This is a genomic window from Enterobacter sp. AC1, from assembly GCF_050434705.1.
Lineage (GTDB): Bacteria > Pseudomonadota > Gammaproteobacteria > Enterobacterales > Enterobacteriaceae > Enterobacter > Enterobacter cloacae_L.
Window position 1 is genome coordinate 298,211 of the sequence record NZ_JBNDIZ010000002.1, and the last position, 20,678, is coordinate 318,888.

Annotated in this window: 17 protein-coding genes; 9 read left to right on the forward strand and 8 right to left on the reverse strand. The window is 59.2% G+C overall.

What is annotated here, in order from left to right; translation table 11 throughout:
- Nucleotides 1-230 precede the first annotated feature (230 nt).
- The 3 genes from betA to betI are packed head-to-tail and all read right to left on the reverse strand — an operon-like array spanning nt 231 to nt 3,982.
- A complete protein-coding gene (gene betA, locus M2433_RS06285; RefSeq protein WP_429053478.1) occupies nt 231-1,895 on the reverse strand; it encodes a choline dehydrogenase in 1,665 nt (554 codons plus the stop codon).
- A gap of 13 nt (nt 1,896-1,908) precedes the next feature.
- On the reverse strand, nt 1,909-3,381 hold the full coding sequence (betB, locus tag M2433_RS06290) for a betaine-aldehyde dehydrogenase (RefSeq protein WP_429053477.1): 1,473 nt from the start codon (nt 3,379-3,381) through the stop codon (nt 1,909-1,911).
- A 13-nt stretch (nt 3,382-3,394) separates the two neighbouring features.
- The gene (betI, locus tag M2433_RS06295; RefSeq protein ID WP_429053814.1) at nt 3,395-3,982 is read right to left on the reverse strand and encodes a transcriptional regulator BetI; all 588 of its coding nucleotides are present in this window, start codon (nt 3,980-3,982) and stop codon (nt 3,395-3,397) included.
- A 128-nt stretch (nt 3,983-4,110) separates the two neighbouring features.
- Between betI and betT the strand changes: the two genes are divergently transcribed.
- Together betT and M2433_RS06305 are read left to right on the forward strand one after the other, a co-directional pair.
- Nucleotides 4,111-6,144, forward strand: a complete 2,034-nt coding sequence (betT, locus tag M2433_RS06300; protein ID WP_429053476.1) for a choline BCCT transporter BetT — start codon at nt 4,111-4,113, stop codon at nt 6,142-6,144.
- A gap of 380 nt (nt 6,145-6,524) precedes the next feature.
- Nucleotides 6,525-6,971, forward strand: a complete 447-nt coding sequence (locus M2433_RS06305; RefSeq protein ID WP_256459958.1) for a SymE family type I addiction module toxin — start codon at nt 6,525-6,527, stop codon at nt 6,969-6,971.
- Between the two features lie 90 nt (nt 6,972-7,061).
- Here M2433_RS06305 and M2433_RS06310 read toward each other — a convergent pair whose 3' ends face one another.
- Genes M2433_RS06310 through M2433_RS06320 form a run of 3 tightly spaced genes read right to left on the reverse strand, consistent with a single transcriptional unit; the run spans nt 7,062 to nt 8,475 of the window.
- Nucleotides 7,062-7,562 carry an Hcp family type VI secretion system effector gene (locus M2433_RS06310; protein WP_083021341.1) on the reverse strand — a complete coding sequence of 167 codons (501 nt, stop codon included), beginning with the start codon at nt 7,560-7,562 and terminating at the stop codon, nt 7,062-7,064.
- The gene (locus M2433_RS06315; RefSeq protein ID WP_406549892.1) at nt 7,562-7,918 is read right to left on the reverse strand and encodes a putative T6SS immunity periplasmic lipoprotein; all 357 of its coding nucleotides are present in this window, start codon (nt 7,916-7,918) and stop codon (nt 7,562-7,564) included. Before M2433_RS06315 ends, M2433_RS06310 begins: the two co-directional genes overlap by 1 nt.
- The gene (locus M2433_RS06320) at nt 7,915-8,475 is read right to left on the reverse strand and encodes a type IV secretion protein Rhs (protein ID WP_429053475.1); all 561 of its coding nucleotides are present in this window, start codon (nt 8,473-8,475) and stop codon (nt 7,915-7,917) included. Before M2433_RS06320 ends, M2433_RS06315 begins: the two co-directional genes overlap by 4 nt.
- A gap of 212 nt (nt 8,476-8,687) precedes the next feature.
- Between M2433_RS06320 and M2433_RS06325 the strand changes: the two genes are divergently transcribed.
- The 4 genes from M2433_RS06325 to M2433_RS06340 are packed head-to-tail and all read left to right on the forward strand — an operon-like array spanning nt 8,688 to nt 12,098.
- The gene (locus M2433_RS06325) at nt 8,688-9,599 is read left to right on the forward strand and encodes a metal ABC transporter substrate-binding protein (protein ID WP_429053474.1); all 912 of its coding nucleotides are present in this window, start codon (nt 8,688-8,690) and stop codon (nt 9,597-9,599) included.
- A gap of 2 nt (nt 9,600-9,601) precedes the next feature.
- Nucleotides 9,602-10,408 (forward strand): iron/manganese ABC transporter ATP-binding protein SitB, encoded by an 807-nt coding sequence (gene sitB, locus M2433_RS06330; protein ID WP_410975131.1) that lies wholly within the window; start codon nt 9,602-9,604, stop codon nt 10,406-10,408.
- Nucleotides 10,405-11,262, forward strand: coding sequence for an iron/manganese ABC transporter permease subunit SitC (sitC, locus tag M2433_RS06335; RefSeq protein WP_429053473.1), 858 nt, complete (start codon nt 10,405-10,407; stop codon nt 11,260-11,262). Before sitB ends, sitC begins: the two co-directional genes overlap by 4 nt.
- Nucleotides 11,259-12,098 (forward strand): metal ABC transporter permease, encoded by an 840-nt coding sequence (locus M2433_RS06340; protein ID WP_042713803.1) that lies wholly within the window; start codon nt 11,259-11,261, stop codon nt 12,096-12,098. The genes sitC and M2433_RS06340 overlap by 4 nt, the downstream gene beginning before the upstream one ends.
- Here the strand turns inward: M2433_RS06340 and entD are convergent.
- Complete coding sequence (gene entD / locus M2433_RS06345; protein ID WP_429053471.1) at nt 12,052-12,726, reverse strand: enterobactin synthase subunit EntD; 675 nt, start codon at nt 12,724-12,726, stop codon at nt 12,052-12,054. The genes M2433_RS06340 and entD overlap by 47 nt on opposite strands.
- Before the next feature lie 194 nt (nt 12,727-12,920).
- Nucleotides 12,921-15,170 carry a TonB-dependent siderophore receptor gene (locus M2433_RS06350; protein WP_429053470.1) on the reverse strand — a complete coding sequence of 750 codons (2,250 nt, stop codon included), beginning with the start codon at nt 15,168-15,170 and terminating at the stop codon, nt 12,921-12,923.
- A 214-nt stretch (nt 15,171-15,384) separates the two neighbouring features.
- Between M2433_RS06350 and fes the strand changes: the two genes are divergently transcribed.
- The 3 genes from fes to entF are packed head-to-tail and all read left to right on the forward strand — an operon-like array spanning nt 15,385 to nt 20,661.
- On the forward strand, nt 15,385-16,584 hold the full coding sequence (fes, locus tag M2433_RS06355; RefSeq protein WP_429053469.1) for an enterochelin esterase: 1,200 nt from the start codon (nt 15,385-15,387) through the stop codon (nt 16,582-16,584).
- Between the two features lie 10 nt (nt 16,585-16,594).
- The gene (locus M2433_RS06360; RefSeq protein ID WP_221550594.1) at nt 16,595-16,807 is read left to right on the forward strand and encodes an MbtH family protein; all 213 of its coding nucleotides are present in this window, start codon (nt 16,595-16,597) and stop codon (nt 16,805-16,807) included.
- Nucleotides 16,804-20,661, forward strand: a complete 3,858-nt coding sequence (entF, locus tag M2433_RS06365) for an enterobactin non-ribosomal peptide synthetase EntF (protein WP_429053468.1) — start codon at nt 16,804-16,806, stop codon at nt 20,659-20,661. Before M2433_RS06360 ends, entF begins: the two co-directional genes overlap by 4 nt.
- Nucleotides 20,662-20,678 lie beyond the last annotated feature (17 nt).

Sequence of the window (20,678 nt, forward strand, 5' to 3'; positions counted from 1 at the left end):
CCTTCCGGCTTATCGGGGACGGGCGGAGGTAACGTCCCTGTAAAGCCCGCCCTCTCGGCGCATCCATGCGCCTCGCCCCGGCCTGCAGGAAACGCCTCAGCGATTTACAGCCGGACCAGGGCATCGCTGAAAGGCTTCAGTCGTTCTTAAACAACGTTATTGATGCTGCTTAAAAATTACTGGGGATCCTTCAGCCTATGGGGAGAGGGCCAGGGTGAGGGGAAATATTTTCAGCGCCTCACCGGCGCCCCGTTCGCCACATAATACGCCGCCGTGCTCTTCGCCAGCGGCTCGCGCCCGCGAATGGCGTCGGCAACCTTCTCGCCAATCATAATGGTGGTGGCGTTCAGGTTGCCGGTGATGATCTGCGGCATAATTGACGCATCCACCACGCGCAGCCCTTCCAGTCCGTGAACGCGGCCTTCGCCGTCGACTACCGCCATCTCGTCGTAACCCATTTTGCAGGTGCCACACGGGTGGAAAGCGGTTTCGGCATGGTTGCGCACGAACTCGTCCAGCTGGTCGTCGGTCTGGCACTCGACGCCCGGGCTGATTTCGCGACCGCGGTACTTGTCCAGCGCGGGCTGGTGCATGATCTCGCGGGTGATGCGGATCGCGTCGCGGAACTCCTGCCAGTCCTGCTCGTGAGACATATAGTTGAAGAGGATCGCCGGATGCTGGTGCGGATCGCGGGATTTAATCCGCACGTGGCCGCGGCTCGGGGAACGCATGGAGCCAACGTGGCACTGGAAGCCGTGCTCTTTTACCGCGTTCGAGCCGTTGTAGTTAATCGCCACCGGCAGGAAGTGGTACTGGATGTTCGGCCACTCAAACTCTTCGCGGCTGCGGATAAACCCGCCCGCTTCGAAGTGGTTGCTCGCCCCCACGCCGGTGCCGCCAAACAGCCACTCCGCGCCAATCTTCGGCTGGTTCCACCACTGCAGGGCAGGGTAGAGGGATACCGGCTCTTTGCATTCGTACTGGAGGTACATCTCCAGGTGATCCTGCAGGTTTTCGCCCACGCCGGGCAGGTCGTGTACCAGCGGAATATCAAACTGCTTCAGCAGCTCCGCGTTGCCCACGCCGGAGCGCTGCAGGATCTGCGGGGAGGCAATCGCGCCTGCGCACAGCAGCACCTCTTTGTTCGCCGTCGCTTTGGCTGGGATAGTGCTTTCGCCTTCCAGCCACTCGACGCCCACGGCGCGTTTGCCGTCAAAGACAATATGATCGGTCATGGCGTGTGTGCGGATGGTCAGGTTCGGACGCGGTTTCGCCTGGTCCAGATAGCCGCGTGCGGTGCTGGCGCGTCGACCCTGCGGCGTCACCGTGCGGTCCATTGGGCCGAAGCCTTCCTGCTGATAGCCGTTAAGATCGTCGGTGCGCGGATAGCCCGCCTGCACGCCGGCTTCGACCATCGCTTCAAACAGCGGGTTCACGCCCGGTTTCGAGGTGGTGACGCTCACCGGGCCGTCGCCGCCGTGGTAGTCGTTCGGGCCCACGTCGCGCGTCTCTGCCTTGCGGTAGTAGGGCAGGCAGTTGAGGTAGCTCCAGTGTTCAAGGCCCGTTTCTTTGGCCCAGTTGTCCAGATCCATGGCGTTACCGCGGATGTAGCACATGCCGTTGATCAGCGACGAGCCGCCCAGCCCTTTGCCGCGCCCGCACTCCATGCGGCGGTTATTCATGAAGGGCTCTGGCTCGGTTTCATATGCCCAGTTGTAGCGCTTGCCCTGCAGCGGGAACGCCAGCGCGGCGGGCATCTGGGTGCGGAAGTCAAAGCGGTAATCCGGCCCGCCCGCTTCTAGCAGCAGGACGGTGGTGTTCGGATCTTCGGTCAGTCGCGTTGCCAGTACGTTGCCGGCAGAGCCGGCCCCGATAATGATGTAGTCAAATTGCAAATAAACCTCCCGGTTAAAATATGGACTGGAATTTACCCATCTCAACCTGGATGGACTTCACCTGGGTGTAGCTCTGGAGCGCCATCACCCCGTTCTCGCGGCCAATGCCGGAGTGCTTGTAGCCGCCCACCGGCATCTCTGCGGCGGATTCACCCCAGGTGTTGATCCAGCAGATGCCCGCTTCAAGCTGATGAATGGCGCCGTGCGCGCGATTCAGGTCGGCCGTGACGATGCCCGCCGCCAGACCGTAGTCGGTGTCGTTGGCGCGGCGGATCGCTTCTTCATCGGATTCATAGGAGAGGATGGACATCACCGGGCCGAAGATCTCCTCGCGCACGATGGTCATCTCGTCGGTGCAGTCGGTGAAGACGGTCGGGGCAACCCACGCGCCGCTGTCAAAGCCTTCGCCCTTCAGCACGTCGCCGCCGCACAGCACGCGCGCGCCTTCCTCTTTGCCTTTGGCGATGTAGCGCAGCACGCTGTCGCGGTGCGGGAAGCTGACCATCGGGCCAAAGTTGGTGTTTTCATCGAACAGATCGCCCGCGCGGATGCGGCCCACGCGCTCAACGATTTTCTGCTCAAACGCGGCTTTAAATTTCGCGGGCACGAACACGCGGGTGCCGTTGGTGCACACCTGGCCGGAGCTGAAGAAGTTCGCCATCATGGCGATGTCCGCCGCGAGATCCAGATCCGCATCGTCAAAAATAATGAGCGGGGATTTGCCGCCCAGCTCCATCGTCACCTCTTTCAGGGACGAGGCCGCCGAGTTGGCCATCACCTTTTTGCCGCTGGCGACGCCGCCGGTGAAGGAGACTTTGGCGATGCCCGGATGCTCGGTCAGGAACTGGCCGGTCTCCGCGCCCACGCCCGGCAGGACGTTAAACACGCCGTCCGGCAGGCCCGCTTCGGTGTAGGTCTCGGCAAGCTTGAGTGCGGTGAGCGGGGTCACTTCGCTCGGCTTGAAGATCATCGCGTTGCCCGCCGCCAGCGCCGGGGCGGATTTCCACAGGGCGATCTGGATCGGGTAGTTCCACGCGCCGATACCCGCCACCACGCCCAGCGGTTCGCGGCGGGTGTAGACGAACGAGGTCTCACGCAGCGGGATCTGGCTGCCTTCCAGCGCCGGGATCAGCCCCGCGTAGTATTCCAGCACGTCTGCGCCGGTGACGATGTCGACGGTTGAGGTTTCGGAATACGCTTTACCGGTGTCGAGGGTTTCCAGCTTCGCCAGTTCGTCGTTGCGCTCGCGCAGGATATCGACGGCGCGACGCAGAATGCGCGAGCGCTCCATGGCGGTCATCGCCGCCCAGATTTTTTGCCCGCGCTGTGCGCTTTCCACGGCGCGGTCGACGTCTTCTCGCCCGGCGGCCTGTACGGTCGCCAGAACTTCACCGTTGGCCGGGTTGATGGTCTCGAAGGTGCGACCGCTGGTGGCGGATGTATAACCACCATTGATATAAAGCTGCTGTTCTGCCATTCGGGACATAAATCCTCCTCGGTTATACGGTCGGTAAATGCTGGCTGATAAAGTGGCTGGTAAGCGACTGGGCCAGCGTCTTATCCAGCGGTTTGCCGCTCAGCGCGGCGCGCAGCCATAGGCCGTCAATCAGCGCCGCCAGCCCGTAGCCTGCCTCTTCGGCCTGTTCGCGGGGCAGCTCGCGGCGGAACTCGCACACCAGGTTCGACAGAAGACGGCGGCTGCTCACCTGCTGCAGGCGGTAGAGCATCGGCTGGTGCATGCTGCTCGCCCAGAAGGCCAGCCAGGCCTTCATTGCCGCGCCGCTGGTCTGGGTTTCATCAAAGTTGCCGCCGACAATCGCCTGCAATCGCTGCTCCGCGCTGGCGTCCGGCAGGGCGTGCAGACGACTCAATACCGCGTCGCGAAGCTGGCCGGTGATGTCGCGCATGGTTGCTTCCAGCAGACCGTTTTTGTCTTTGAAGTAATGGCTGATGATCCCCGTGGAAACGCCCGCCCGACGGGCGATCTGCGCGATCGTCGCGTCATGCATACCCACTTCATTTATTGTTTCCAGCGTGGCGTCAATAAGCTGCCTGCGCCGGATCGGCTGCATCCCCACTTTGGGCATTTTTGCCACTCCATTCATCAGCGTTGGTTAACCATTAAAGCGGTTTTTGATTGGACGTTCAATATAAAATGTGTCTTAATTGTTGCGGATTTGGATTTCAATAGTTACAAAAACAGTGGGGATACTGGATGACAGACCTTTCACAGGACAGAGAAAAAGACAAAATCAACCCGGTCGTTTTTTATACTTCCGCCGGGCTGATTTTGTTGTTTTCCCTGACGACCATTTTCTTTCGTGATTTTTCTGCCGAGTGGATTGGGCGCACCCTGAACTGGGTGTCGAAGACCTTCGGCTGGTACTATCTGCTGGCGGCAACGCTCTATATTGTCTTCGTGGTTTGCATTGCCTGCTCCCGCTTCGGGTCGGTGAAGCTCGGGCCGGAGCAGTCCAAGCCCGAGTTCAGCCTGCTGAGCTGGGCCGCGATGCTGTTTGCCGCGGGCATCGGCATCGACCTGATGTTCTTCTCCGTGGCGGAACCGGTCACGCAGTATATGCAGCCGCCGGAAGGGGCAGGGCAGACGATGGAGGCCGCGCGCCAGGCGATGGTCTGGACGCTGTTCCACTACGGTCTGACCGGCTGGTCGATGTACGCCCTGATGGGCATGGCGCTCGGATACTTTAGCTATCGTTATAATTTGCCCCTCACCATCCGCTCTGCGCTGTATCCGATTTTCGGGAAAAAAATTAACGGCCCGATTGGCCACAGCGTCGACATTGCGGCGGTGATCGGCACCATCTTCGGTATCGCGACGACGCTCGGGATTGGTGTGGTGCAGCTCAACTACGGGCTGAGCGTGCTGTTTGATATCCCGGATTCGATGGCCGCCAAAGCGGCGCTGATTGCGCTCTCCGTCATTATCGCCACCATTTCGGTGACGTCTGGCGTTGATAAGGGCATCCGCGTGCTGTCCGAGCTGAACGTGGCGCTGGCGCTGGGCCTGATCCTGTTCGTGCTATTTATGGGCGACACCTCGTTTCTGCTCAATGCCTTAGTGCTGAACGTGGGCGACTACGTGAACCGCTTTATGGGCATGACGCTGAACAGCTTCGCCTTCGACCGCCCGGTAGAGTGGATGAACAACTGGACGCTGTTCTTCTGGGCGTGGTGGGTGGCGTGGTCGCCGTTCGTTGGCCTGTTCCTGGCGCGCATTTCGCGTGGCCGCACCATTCGTCAGTTCGTAATGGGTACGCTGATTATTCCGTTCACCTTTACCCTGCTGTGGCTATCGATTTTCGGCAACAGCGCGCTGCACGAAATTATCCACGGCAATGCGACCTTCGCGCAGGAAGCGATGGCGCACCCGGAGCGCGGCTTCTATAGCCTGCTGGCGCAGTACCCGGCGTTTACGTTTAGCGCCTCGGTGGCGACCATCACCGGCCTGCTGTTTTACGTCACCTCGGCGGATTCCGGCGCGCTGGTGCTGGGGAACTTCACCTCGAAGCTGAAGGACATCTACAGCGACGCGCCGAACTGGCTGCGCATCTTCTGGTCCGTCGCCATCGGCCTGCTGACGCTCGGCATGCTGATGACCAACGGTATCTCTGCGCTGCAGAACACCACGGTGATCATGGGTCTGCCGTTCAGCTTCGTGATCTTCTTCGTGATGGCCGGGCTGTATAAATCCCTCAAGGTGGAAGATTACCGCCGCGAAAGCGCCAACCGCGACACCGCGCCGCGACCGATGGGGGCGCAGGACAGGCTGAGCTGGAAGAAACGCCTCTCACGCCTGATGAACTACCCCGGCACGCGCTATACCCGACAGATGATGGAGACGGTGTGTTACCCGGCCATGCAAGAGGTGGCGCAGGAGCTGAAGCTGCGCGGTGCCTACGTGGAGCTGAAAAACCTGCCGCCGGACGAGGGCGAGAACCTGGGGCACCTGGATCTGCTGGTGCACATGGGCGACGAGCAGAACTTTGTCTATCAGATCTGGCCACAGCAGTATTCGGTTCCCGGCTTTACCTACCGTGCGCGCAGCGGGAAGTCGACCTACTACCGGCTGGAGACCTTCCTGCTGGAAGGGAGCCAGGGAAATGATTTGATGGATTACAGCAAGGAGCAGGTGATTACGGACATTCTGGATCAGTATGAACGGCACCTGAACTTTATCCATCTGCACAGGGAAGCGCCTGGGAATAGCGTGATGTTCCCGGATGTTTGAGGCTTGATCTGAAGAACGCACAAAGGCATCGCCGCTGCCCTCATGCCGGGTGGCGGCGATGCCTTACCCGGCCTACAAAACCGGTTTATCGTAGGCCTGATAAGCGAAGCGCCATCAGGCGTTTAATGAGCATTGGATCTGAAGGGCAATATTTCATTTCTTTATATTCACCATTTTATTTTTCTTTATTTACTCGAGCCGCCTCGCATTTCCCTAATATTCGACCTCTGTACATTTATCCATGGCAGTATAATAGCGGCAGTTAAGCCAGCACTGAGATCTTGAAAGAATATGTAAAAAGGTAAGAAGAGGAATCGCGGTACAAAGGTGTGCGACCACCTCCATACCGCTAACCACTAACAACTAATACGGAGTTGATTATGGCTGCGAAGAATTCTATGCCAGAGCGGGCTATTGCCCAAACACAAAATGCAGATTTAGAGATTCAGCAAGAAAATCGCGAGAAGCTACGCAAAAAACGCATCCGGGCGTTGCATGACGAGCCAGTGCACTCCGCGTATCTTCATGAAAGAGGAGAGGTGGGTTCCGCCTGTGTAGAACTTTATACTCGAATGGAGCGCAACTATCTGCCGTTAACCGGCGCGTGGTTAACCCGAGCAGGGTTTAAAGCAGGAATAGCCGTGAAGATCCGCGTGATGCCGGATTGCATTGTGATCACGCCGCAAAATTCCCGTGAGCTGTGGGGTTGTCTGGAAGGCGTCAGCGCAACGTATACCAATAAGTTGAAGGTGATGAAGTGGCTGGAGACATTTCCGGGAGCATTGATTGATACGGGGGATTTGCCCGTGAACGAAAGTAGAAAATAGTAGTGGTAAAAATTAACGAGGCGATCCAGGGAATGCCAGGATCGCCGTTTCTGAGCGGCAGCATGCATTGATCTTTATGAGCCAGGTAAATTATGCGTTACTCTTCTCTTTCTGAGCGGGTTTCATCCATGCATCGCCATAAAGAATATTACCTTTCACATAATTCCACTGAATGCCCCGGAATCGAAGCCCAACAACTTCATGCATATTCGGGGCTGAGCTGCCCGGGTAATAAACGTGCGTGAAATCCAGAGATGAGATCACTACGCTATCAAGCGTAATGGTGTAGATCTCCCTTTCTGCTCCCGCTTCAACAATTTCATAATATTTGATAATGGCTTTTTGCAGCCGTCTGCCCTCGCAGGCGGCAACGGCAAGATAAGGGCTCACTTTATCCAATTGCTTATGCAGAGTAACAGGGCCATGCTGTCGAGTTCCGGTCATATTTCCGGTATGACTGTCCACTGCCTGTTTTATACCGTAACTGCTGTTCATAATTTCGATAGCACCTACCCGGCCAGGCATCATACAGTCGCCCTGAACCTGCATTCCGTGCTCATCGTAGAGAAATAAGTAAGCGGGTAATGACATTATAATTCTCCTAAGTTGATTTGTTTTCCGTTATTATCGACATCAAATTGGTGTACATATTTTTTATTGTTTAATCCGTAATGAATAACGTAAGTACGTCCATTTTCCAATTTTATATTTAAACATGTGCCCGGGTAGGAGATGTTTAAATTTTTATATTCCGAACCTGTTATGATAGTAATTTTATGATCTTTGCTTGAATAAATAGTGTAAAAGTTCAAGACATCATTTTTATCGATACTAAAACATAAGTGGTTGCCATTAATAAACGTAAATCTGTTTTTGGGGGCGCGATTACCTCCTGGGCATCCAGTTATTAAAATGCAGAGGATAAAGATGATGAATGTGTTTTTCATCCTGGAAATCCCTTTAAGATATTTTTGTATTTCTGCAGAAGGAAATACAAGCTTTCCCTAAGTTTTAAGTCTCTGTATTGTAATAATTCTTGATTCCTCTCCAAACCAAAGTATTTCAATAGCCAGTAATCACTTACAATAGATGCCTGCTGTTCTAAGCCATAGTGCTGTAAATCTGCTTTATCTAAACTATATGTATAGTCAGCAATGCCTGAAAATAAGCCTCTTGTTCTGACAAACATCCCTTTTTGAGTTTGCCAGACATGCATCATTTCATGCATGAATCGATGTTTTTTAACAATGTCATCTTCTAGCGAAAAATCCGGCGAATACGTTTCCTCTCTGTACCACATCTCCCCATTGGGACTCATCGCCACATCAACGGGTTGCAGATTAAAAGGAAGATAGCTTTCCCTGTGTACCCACACCAGATGATAACGGATGCTGTAACCGTAAAGCGTCTTCGCCAGGGCGATTTCACCAATTGTGAGCTGTCGGATCCCGCCCGGATTAATCGGGGTTCCTGAAGTGGGATGAATTCTTTCATTAACCGGCATGTCAATTCCCTTATGTTAGTATGAGTATTGGCCGTAAATAATACTCCTGACCGTGAGAGAAAAAAGAAAGCACATTTCCTAAAAATTCCGCCTGACAGTCCAGGTTGACATAACTTTAATGATAACCATTTTCATTTAAATATAGCCTGTGCTATACCTTATAGCAGGGGCTAATTTTGCTTTGAATTTAATCACCTCAGGAGACTTCTGCGATGCACCCACGGCAAGGATTGAAGCGTCTGTTGCTCGGCGCGCTGCTCATGACTGCGACCACGACCGGCGCGCTGGCGGCTGAAAAGTTTCAGGTTATAACCACCTTTACCGTTATCGCTGATATGGCGAAAAACGTGGCGGGTGACGCCGCAGACGTGACGTCCATCACTAAGCCGGGCGCTGAAATTCACGAGTATCAGCCCACCCCGGGCGATATAAAACGCGCACAGAAGGCACAGCTGATTCTGGCGAACGGCATGAATCTGGAACTCTGGTTCCAGCGCTTTTATCAGCACCTGAACGGCGTGCCGGAAGTGATTGTCACTAACGGCATTACGCCGATGGGGATCGGCGAGGGGCCGTATAACGGCAAGCCCAACCCGCACGCGTGGATGTCGCCGGATAACGCCCTGATTTACGTCGATAACATCCGCGACGCGTTGGTGAAGTACGATCCGGCCAACGCACAGACCTATCAGCGCAACGCTGAAGCCTACAAGCAGAAGATCACCGCCACTCTCGAACCGCTGCGTAAGCAGGTGGCAGAGATCCCGGAAGACAAGCGCTGGATGGTAACCAGCGAAGGTGCCTTCTCCTATCTGGCGCGGGATCTGGGGATGAAAGAGCTTTACCTGTGGCCGATCAACGCCGATCAGCAGGGCACGCCCCAGCAGGTGCGCAAGGTGATCGACCAGGTGATAAAACATCATATCCCGGCGGTGTTTAGCGAAAATACGGTCTCCGATAAGCCCGCGCGTCAGGTGGCGCGGGAAACCGACACCCACTACGGCGGCGTGCTGTACGTCGACTCACTGAGCGCGGAAAACGGCCCGGTGCCGACCTATATCGATCTGCTGAACGTCACCACCCGCACGCTGGTGCAGGGCATCCGTGACGGCATGAAGGAGTAACCATGCACGAGGGGATTGTTGTCTCAGACGTCACCGTGACCTACCGCAACGGCCACACGGCGCTGCGCGACGCGTCGTTCAGCGTGCCGGGCGGATCGATTGCCGCTCTGGTTGGCGTGAACGGTTCCGGCAAATCCACGCTGTTTAAGGCGGTGATGGGCTTTGTGCGGGCGGCGAGCGGCACTATCACCATTCTGGGGCTGCCGCCTCACCGGGCGCTGCGCCAGAACCTGGTCGCCTACGTGCCGCAGTCGGAAGAGGTTGACTGGTCGTTTCCGGTGCTGGTCGAAGATGTGGTGATGATGGGCCGCTACGGGCACATGGGGTTTCTGCGTCGGCCCACAGATCGCGACAGACAAATCGTGACCGACGCCCTGAAGCGCGTGGATATGCTCGAGCTGCGCCATCGGCAGATTGGCGAGCTGTCCGGCGGGCAGAAGAAGCGCGTGTTTCTGGCCCGTGCGATTGCCCAGCAGGGCGAGGTGATCCTGCTCGACGAGCCGTTTACCGGCGTGGACGTCAAAACCGAAGCCAGGATCATCAGCCTGCTGCGCGAGCTTCGCGACGAGGGCAAAACGATGCTGGTCTCGACCCATAACCTGGGCTCGGTCTCGGAGTTTTGTGATTACACGGTGATGGTCAAGGGCACCGTTCTGGCGAGCGGCCCGACGGAAACCACCTTTACCGCCGAGAATCTCGAGCGCGCCTTTAGCGGCGTGCTGCGCCACGTGGTGCTCAGCGGCTCGGAAGATCGCATTATTACCGACGATGAACGCCCCTTCGTGACGCACCGACAGGAGGCAAAATGAACGCGCTTCTCGAACCCTTCGGCTACGAGTACATGCTCAACGCGATGTGGGTCTCGGCGATGGTGGGCGGGCTGTGCGCGTTTCTCTCCTGCTATCTGATGCTTAAAGGCTGGTCGCTGATCGGCGATGCACTGTCGCACTCCATCGTGCCCGGCGTGGCGGGCGCTTACATGCTCGGGTTGCCGTTCTCGCTGGGGGCGTTCCTGTCGGGCGGGCTGGCGGCGGGCAGCATGCTGTTTCTCAACCAGCGCAGCCGCCTGAAGGAGGATGCCATCATCGGGCTGATCTTCTCCTCCTTTTTCGGGCTCGGGCTGTTTATGGTCTCGCTCAACCCGACCTCGGTGAACATTCAGACCATCGTGCTCGGCAATATTCTGGCTATCGCCCCGGAGGATATCGTTCAACTGGCGATTATCGGCGTGGTGTCGATGGCTATCCTGCTGTTCAAATGGAAAGATCTGATGGTGACCTTTTTTGATGAGAACCACGCCCGCGCCATCGGCCTGCGTCCTGAACGCCTGAAAATCCTCTTCTTTACCCTGCTGGCGGTCTCTACCGTGGCGGCGCTGCAAACCGTCGGCGCGTTTCTGGTGATCTGTCTGGTGGTCACCCCCGGCGCGACCGCGTGGCTGCTGACCGACCGCTTTCCGCGCCTGCTGATGATTGCGGTCGCCATTGGCAGCATCACCAGCTTCCTCGGCGCGTGGGCCAGCTACTATCTGGACGGCGCGACCGGCGGTATTATCGTCGTGGCCCAGACGCTGCTGTTCCTGCTGGCGTTCGTCTTTGCGCCGAAGCACGGGCTGCTCGCCAGCCGCCGTCGCGCACGTCTCGCACAGGAGGCACACCCATGATGGCGCTGCTCCTTGAACCCTTCCAGTTTGCGTTTATGAACAACGCGCTGCTGATTTCACTCCTGGTGGCCGTGCCCTGCGCGCTGCTGTCGGTTTTTCTGGTGCTGAAAGGCTGGGCGCTGATGGGCGACGCCATGAGCCACGCGGTGTTTCCCGGCGTGGTGCTGGCGTGGATGATGGGCCTGCCGCTGGCGCTGGGGGCGTTTGTGGCCGGGTTGTTCTGCGCGGTCGCCACCGGATACCTGAAGGATAACAGCCGAATCAAGCAGGATACGGTCATGGGGATCGTGTTTTCCGGCATGTTCGGCGCGGGCCTGATCCTTTATATCGCCGTCAAACCCGAGGTGCATCTCGACCACATTCTGTTCGGCGATATGCTGGGCATTAACGGGATGGACATTCTGCAAAGCGGGATCGTGGCGGGGCTGATCGCGCTGGTGATTGGCCTGAAGTGGCGCGACTTTCTGCTGTTCTGCTTTGATTACCAGCAGGCGCAGGCGAGCGGGCTGCGCACCCGCTGGCTGCACTACGGCTTGCTGTGCATGGTCTCGCTAACCATCGTGGCGACGCTGAAGGCGGTGGGTATTATTCTGTCGATTTCGCTACTGATTGCCCCCGGCGCGGTGGCGGTGCTGATCACCCGACGCTTTCACATGGCGCTGCTGGTCGCGGTCGCCGTTTCAGCCCTCGTGTCGGTAAGCGGTGTATATGCGTCGTTTTATCTCGACAGCGCGCCTGCGCCGACCATCGTAGTGCTGTTCGCAATGGTGTTTATCGTGACGTTCGGGGTCACCAGCGTGAAGGCCCGTCGGCAGGAGAGCGTGACAGCAGGGTGATCGCCTGTTCACCCTGCTGTTGCCAGTGAAGGGTGAAGGCTGCGCCTTCGTTAAAGCCTGCCAGTTGACGAGTCAACGCCAGCGTAAGCGTCTTATCGTCAAGCTTTGTCACCCGGGCGCTGTCAAACCCCATATAAGCCTGCACCCGTGGAAAGAGGGCTTTAAACAGGCTCTCTTTGGCGCTAAACACCAGCGTCAGTGCAAGGGCGAACGGGTATCCCGAGCGGGAAAGCACAGGCTCTTCCTGCACATCGATGATCCCATCCTTTATTTCTCTGGCTTCGTTTTCGGGAAGTATAGCTTCGCAATCGATGCCGATAAGCGCCTGTCGCTCACGGACCACGACCGCCATGGCCTGCGTGCCGCTGTGGGTGATGCTGCCGGAAATACCGTCCGGCCAGAGCGGTTCGCCGCTGGTGCCAATGCCGGGAATGGGGTGATCCGGTAAGGCGTGCGCGGCAGCGATACGACCCGCCAGGTGCTCGGCTTTGCGTTTGCGTCCGGCATCACCGAGCTGCGCGTGATGCGGAAGCCAGAGGAGATCGGCGTCGGTGAAGGTGGTGGGGTCGAAGGTAATGCGGTGGACGGTGAGGTTGGCGAGAGCAAACGTGCGGTGGGTAGCGTGCATGGGATTTCCTTTAACAACGAATAGTGCGGCCTGATGCCCTCACCCCGACCCTCTCCCACAGGGAGAGGGAGCAAACACTAAAGACGGCAATGGGGCTGCCGTTTTGCTTTTACCTCGCCCTCACCCCGCCCCTCTCCCACAGGGAGAGGGAGCAAACACTAAAAACGGCAACAGGGTTGCCGTTTTGCTTTTACCTAGAAATGCGTATTCACGCTCATATACCAGGTCCGGCCCGGCTCATTATACGTATACGCACCCGCACCGTACATATACGCTCCGGTCGTGGTGTTCCCGGTGGTCTGGGCATTACCCGCGCGCCACTGGCGCTTGTCGAAGACGTTGTCTACGCCGCCGGTCAGGCTGACGTTTTTGGTCACGTCCCAGGTCGCGCTCAGGCCCACGATGCTGTACGGGCTGACTTCGTCTTTCTCAGACCCGGTCACCGGCTGACCTTTGTAGTTGTACTTCTTCGGTTGCTGCTTGCCGTACCAGGTGAAGGTCGACTGGAGCGACACGTCCTGATGAACCTGCCAGCTCAGGGTCGAGTTCAGCGTGTACTCAGGAATGATCGACAGACGGTCGCCGGTCTCCTTGTTTTTGCTCTGCAGCATGTAGGTGATGTTGTTGGTCCAGTTAATGGTGTCGCTGACCGGCACGTTCAGGGAGCCTTCCAGACCTTCGACCACCGCCTTCGGCACGTTTTCCCACTGGTAAATATCGGTGGTGACTTTGCTGGTGGACGTCTGGCCAATCGGCGCGTAGCCTGCTTCAATCTTGTCGCGATAGTCGTTACGGAACCAGGTGACACCCGCCTGCCAGCCGTCACGTTTCCACTCCAGGCCGATCTCTTTGTTGATGCTGGTTTCAGCTTTCAGATCGTCGTTACCCATCATGTAGCAGCCCACGCCGTCGGAGCTTGCGTAGCAGCCCTGACCTTTGCTGTAGAGCAGGTAGTTCGGGTTAGTCTGGTACAGGCTCGGTGCTTTGTAGGCGCGCGCGATCCCCATCTTCAGCGTGAATTCATCGCCAAGGCCCTGCGAGAGGTTGAGCGACGGGCTCCAGTTGTTGCCGACGATGGTGTGGTGATCGAAGCGCAGGGCAGGGGTCAGCATGGTGCTGTCGGTCAACTCCATGTTGTTTTCGGCGAACAGGGAGAAAATCTCCGCCGAGGAGTACGGGCTGCGGTCGTCGCTCATGCCCGGAATGGTGCCGCCCTGCTGGGCCTGGGTGTTAGAGGTGGAATCCTTCATGCGCTGCTGGTTCCACTCGGTGCCCAGCGTCAGGTTCTGGTTGACGATGAAATCAATCGGCAGGTTGATTTCGCTGTGCAGCATCACGTCGGCCAGGTCGGTGTCGGTGAATTTATTGCTGTTGAACAATCCTTCCAGACCGCCCGCCAGCCCTTCGCCCAGACGGGAGTTGCGGGTGTGTTCGTACTGCGCCCAGTTGCTGGTGGTAATGCCATTATCCCAGCCGCCGTTCCAGGTCACCGCAAAGTTCTGGCGGTAGATACGGTTAGTCTCTTTGCCGTAGTTTTTCTTCACCAGCCCGCTGGAGCTGTTGTCGTTGTTGGTGTTCTGCGTGTCACCTGCGTACAGGTTGTTCTGGCGGCTGTAGCCGGCTTCAAACTCCAGAGACTGCATTGGCGCGAAGTCCCAGCGCACCACGCCGTTGATGTCTTTGTTTTCCACACCTTCACGGCCTGCGGGCAGCGTGTCGGCGTAGGCGCCGGTACGGTCAGACTGGTGGCCCTGGTTGATGTCCCACGCGTCGGCCTGGGTTTTGTCCAGGTTGCCGAACATGCGGAAGCTGAAATCGCCGCCCAGCGGACCGCTGAGGCTGAAGTTGGTGCGCCTGGTGGAACCTTCGTCCTTGTGTTCTGGCGCATTCAGGTAGGTATTCCAGGAACCGTGCCACTGGTTGTCGAATTTTTTGGTGATGATGTTCACCACGCCGCCAGCCGCGCCGTTACCGTAGCGCGCCGCGGCCGGGCCGCGGATCACTTCGATGCGTTCGATCATCTCCGGCGGCACCCAGCCGGTATCGCCGCGGGTATCACGCTCGCCGCGCCAGCCCAGGCGGATGGAGTTACGGCTGGTCACCGGCTTGCCGTCGATCAGGATCAGGGTGTTTTCCGGGCCCATGCCGCGAATGTCAATCTGACGGTTATTCCCGCGCTGGCCGCTGGTGGAGTTCCCGGTCAGGTTAACGCCCGGCATGGTTCGGATGATTTCAGCCACGTCGCGCGCGGGCGGGTTTTTACGGATCTCGTCGGCGGTGATGGTCGACACGCCCGGCGCCTGCAGGTTCTGCTCGGCGGCGGTGATGACCATCGTATCTTCGTGCTGCGCGGAGGCGGTGTTGTCGTCTGCCAGGGCTGGCAGCGCGACGCCGTAAATCCCTAAGTTGACCAGCAAGGCCAGGGAGTGAATCTTCTTATTCATTGTATGTCCTGCTTTTCGCGCCGCGTCCCCTGGCTCCATTCCCGAAGGGGAGAGGAGGCGGCATGGTGTCACCCGCAAGTGGGCATGATTGTTTTTTGAGCGCGCTTCCCACAGCGCGGGCACTACGCTATTGCAAATGCAAATAGTTATCAATAATATTATCAATAAAATTTGTCCTGAGACAAAAAAGACCGCTAAACATGAGGTTATAAGGGTGACGACGTTAACAACGGGAAGTGAAGCGTGGTGGCAGTCGAAAAACGGGCCTGAATGGACGCCGGAAAAGGGAAAGTATTGCGTCACGTTCTGGTGGCGTGACCCGGCAGGAACCCAACGTTCGTCACCGACCAAACGCGTCTGGCTCTATATCACCGGCGTGACCGATCACCATCAAAATGCCCGCCCGCAATCCCTCGAACGCATTCCTGATACCGACGTCTGGCAATGGCAGGGCGAGTTCAGCCCCGAATGGCGCGGAAGCTACTGTTTTATACCCTCCGTGAATGAAAACGATTTTGCCGACGCGGTATTCGAAGGCCAGCAGCCGGACCGTATGGCGCTGCGCGAAGGCTGGCGCAGGCTGCTGCCGCACGCGGTGTCTGACCCGCTGAATCCGCAGAGCTGGCGCGGCGGGCGCGGACATGCCGTCTCGGCGCTGGAGATGCCGGAAGCCCCGGTTCAGCCGGGCTGGCATCATCCGGATACACCCCATAGCGCGCCGGTCTGCATTGAATGGGAAAGCGCGCGCCTGAAAAACCGCCGTCGCGTATGGATTTTCACCACCGGAGACGATAACCCGGAACGCCCGCTGGCGGTGCTGCTCGACGGGCAGTTCTGGGCCGAAAGCATGCCCGTCTGGCCTGCGCTGGCGTCGCTGACCCGCGAGGGAAAACTGCCGCCTGCGGTCTTCGTCTTAATTGATGCGATCGACACAGAACATCGCAGCCGGGAACTGCCCTGTAATCCCGATTTCTGGCTGGCGGTGCAGGAAGAACTCCTTCCCCTTGTGAAAACAACCGCCTCGTTCAGCGACCGTGCCGATCGGACCATCGTGGCGGGCCAGAGCTTTGGTGGCCTCTCTGCGCTTTATGCTGGCCTCAACTGGCCGCAGCGTTTTGGCTGCATCCTCAGCCAGTCCGGCTCCTACTGGTGGCCGCACCGCGGCGCGCAGCAGGACGGGCTGCTCGTCGAACAACTTAAAGCGGGTGAAAAAACCGCACGCGGGCTGCGCATTGTCCTCGAGGCCGGGCGCAACGAGCCGCTTATCTTCCGCGCGAATCAGGCGATTTTCGCCGAACTACACACGCAGCAGCCGATTTTCTGGCGTCAGGTTGACGGCGGGCACGATGCGCTTTGCTGGCGCGGTGGGCTGACGCAGGGGCTGATGACCCTCTGGCAGCCGCTTATTCACTAACGGAGTCTGTATGGAATTCAGCAATCCTTTCGATAATCCGCAGGGACAGTTCGCCATTCTGCAAAACGACCAGGGGCAGTACAGCCTGTGGCCGCAGCAGTGCGAACTGCCCGCAGGCTGGCGCGTTGTCTGCGAGCCGCAGTCCCAGGAGGCGTGCCAGCAGTGGCTTGCCGGGCATTGGCAAACGCTTGTCCCGTCCCATTTTGCGGAGGGGAGCGCATGAACCGTCTTCCTCTCGTTGCCGCCCAGCCGGGTATCTGGATGGCGGAGCAGCTTTCCTCCCTGCCAAACGCCTGGAGCGTGGCGCACTACACCGAACTGAAAGGCGACATTGACGCGCCATTGCTGGCAAAAGCGATTGCGGAAGGCATGATGCAGGCCGATACCCTGCGGATGCGTTTCGCCGAGGATAACGGCGAGGTGTGGCAGTGGGTGGATGACACCTTCGTTCTGCCGGAGCCGTCCATCGTTCGCGCTACCTCTCACGACGACGCCGTGGCGCTGATGGAGGCCGATCTCAACCAGGACCTGCGCGTTGACAGCGGCCAGCCGCTGGCGTTTCACCAGCTGATTCAGGTGGGGGAAAGCCACTGGTACTGGTATCAGCGCTATCACCATCTGGTGGTGGATGGCTTCAGCTTCCCGGCCATTACCCGCCAGATCGCCGCGATTTATACCGCCTGGAAAAAGGGTGAACCGACGCCTGCATCCCCGTTTACACCGTTTGCCGAAGTGGTGGACGAGTATCAGCGCTATCGCGACAGCGAGGCATACGCGCGCGACGGTGCCTTCTGGGCAGAGCAGCGCAGGCAGCTTCCTTCTCCGGTCTCGCTCTCTTCAGCGCCGCTGCCGGGACGCGCCGCCACTACCGACATTCTGCGCCTGAAAATTGCAATGGACGGCCGGGCCTTTAGCCAGCTTGCGCAGGCGGCAGGGCAGGCGCAGCGCACCGATCTGGCGCTTGCGCTGGTGGCGCTGTGGCTGGGCCGCCTCACCGGACGGCTGGACTACGCCGCCGGGTTTATCTTTATGCGCCGCATGGGTTCTGCGGCGCTCACCGCGACCGGGCCGGTGCTGAACGTGCTGCCGCTGGCGGTCAATATCGACGCGCAGGAGAGCCTGCCCGCACTGGCGCTGCGACTGGCTAACCAGCTGAAAAAAATGCGCCGCCATCAGCGCTACGACGCCGAGCAGATCGTGCGCGACAGCGGGCGTGCCGCGGGCGACGAAGCGCTGTTTGGCCCGGTGCTGAACGTTAAGGTTTTCGATTATCAGCTGGATATCGACGGCGTGGAGGCCATCACCCACACGCTGGCAACCGGCCCGGTGAACGATCTCGAGCTGGCGCTGTTCCCGGACGAGCAGGGCGGATTAAGCATTGAGATCCTCGCCAATAAGCAGCGTTACGACGAAGCCACGCTCGCCCGCCACGTTTCGCGCCTGAACGCGATGCTGCTGCAGTTTTCGGCTAATCCGGACCTGCGCTGCGGCGAAGTGGAAACCGTTTCAGAACAGGAATACGCGAAGCTCGCCCGCATCAACGATACCGGGCTGGCGCTGCCGTCTACCACGCTGGCGGATCTGGTGGCGGAGCAGGCGAGCAAAACGCCGGACGCCCCTGCGCTGGCGGATGCGCACATCGAGCTGAACTATCGCCAGATGCGCGAGCAGGTCGTCGCGCTGGCAAACCTGTTGCGCGAGCGCGGCGTGAAGCCGGGCGACAGCGTGGCGGTGGCACTCCCGCGCTCGGTGTTCCTGACGCTGGCGCTGCACGGCATCGTCGAGGCCGGTGCCGCGTGGCTGCCGCTGGATACCGGCTACCCGGACGACCGCCTGCGGATGATGCTGGAGGACGCGAAGCCTTCCCTGCTCATTACCACCGACGAGCAGCTCCCGCGCTTTAGCGACCTATCGATTACGACGTTTAGTTACAACACACTGTTACCGGCTGAGAATGCTGAACCGCTGCGCCTGGCGACGCCGGAGCAGACGGCGTACATCATCTTTACCTCCGGTTCGACGGGACGCCCGAAAGGGGTCATGGTCGGTCATACCGCCATCGTTAACCGCCTGAAGTGGATGCAGGACCATTACCCTCTGACGGCGTTTGACGTGGTGGCGCAGAAAACGCCGTGCAGCTTTGACGTGTCGGTGTGGGAGTTCTGGTGGCCGTTTATCGCCGGGGCGAAGCTGGTGATGGCCGAGCCGGACGCGCACCGCGATCCGCAGGCAATGCAGAGCTTCTTCGCGCGGTACGGCGTGACCACCACCCACTTCGTGCCGTCGATGCTGGCGGCGTTTGTCGCCTCGCTGGCGCCGGAAAACGTCGCGTGCTGCGCGTCGCTTAAGCAGGTGTTCTGCAGCGGCGAGGCGCTGCCCACCGGGCTATGCCGCGAGTGGGAACAGCTCACCCATGTGCCGCTGCATAACCTCTATGGTCCAACGGAAGCGGCGGTGGACGTCAGCTGGTATCCGGCGTTTGGCCCGGAGCTGGCGGCCGTTGAAGGCAACAGCGTGCCGATCGGCTTCCCGGTGTGGAACACGGGGCTGCGCATCCTTGACGCGATGATGCGCCCGGTGCCGTTCGGCGTGGCGGGCGATCTGTATCTCACCGGCATCCAGCTGGCGCAGGGGTATCTGGGCCGTCCGGACCTCACCGCCAGCCGCTTTATCGCCGATCCGTTTGCCCCCGGCGAGCGGATGTACCGCACCGGCGACGTTGCCCGCTGGCTGGACAACGGCGCGGTGGAATATCTCGGCCGCAGCGACGATCAGCTGAAAATTCGCGGCCAGCGCATCGAGCTGGGCGAGATCGACCGGGCGATGCTGTCGCTGCCGGACGTCGCCCAGGCCGTCGCCCACGCCTGCGTGTTCAACCAGGCGGCGGCAACCGGCGGCGATGCCCGTCAGCTGGTAGGGTATGTCGTCTCTGAATCCGGCTTACCGCTGGATCGCGACGCGCTGCTGGCGTCGCTCAAAGCCCAGCTGCCGCCGCACATGGTGCCGGTGGTGCTGCTGCAAATCACCGCGCTGCCGCTCAGCGCTAACGGCAAGCTTGACCGCAAGGCGCTGCCGCTGCCGGAGCTGACCCGCAAAACATCCGGCCGCTCGCCGGAAAGCGAAACCGAAATCACTGTCGCGCAGGCGTTCTCGGCGCTGCTGGGCTGCGAGGTGAACGATATCGAAGCCGACTTCTTTGCCCTCGGCGGTCATTCGCTGCTGGCGATGCGCCTCGCGGCACAGCTCAGCCGCGCGTTTGCCCGCAAGGTCACGCCGGGGCAGATTATGGTCGCCTCCACGGTGAGCAAGCTCAGCACGCTGCTGGACTCGCAGATGAGCGACGAGCAGGCGCAACGCCTGGGGTATGAAACCCTGCTCCCGCTGCGCGAGAGCGACGGCCCGACGCTGTTCTGCTTCCATCCGGCGTCCGGGTTCGCGTGGCAGTTCAGCGTCCTGGCGCGCTACCTCAGCCCGCGCTGGTCCATCATGGGCATTCAGTCACCGCGCCCGGAAGGGCCGATGCAGCAGTGCGCGGACCTGGATGGAGTAATCGAACATCATCTGAAGACGTTGCGAAAGCAGCAGCCACAAGGGCCGTATTACCTGTTCGGCTATTCCCTCGGCGGCACGCTGGCGCAGGGTATTGCGGCGCGTCTGCGCGCGCAGGGTGAAGCGGTCGCGTTCCTCGGCCTGCTGGATACCTGGCCGCCCGAAACCCAGAACTGGGCGGAGAAAGAGGCCAACGGTCTCGACCCGGAGGTGCTGGCGGAAATCGAGCGCGAGCGTCAGGCGTTTATCGCGGCGCAGCAGGGGCAGGGCTCCAGCGAGCTGTTTAACGCCATTGAGGGCAACTACGCCGACGCGGTGCGGCTGCTCACCACGACCCACAGCGCGCGGTTTGAGGGCAAAGCGACGCTGTTTGTCGCCGAGCGCACGCGCACGATGGATCCGCAGCAGGCCTGGTCGCCGTGGGTGGCGGAGCTTGAGGTGTATAGTCAGGATTGCGCCCACGTGGATATCATTTCACCGCAGGCGTTTGAGAAGATAGGGCCGGTGTTGAAGGAGATATTGGGGTAACGTTAACAGCCCCTCAT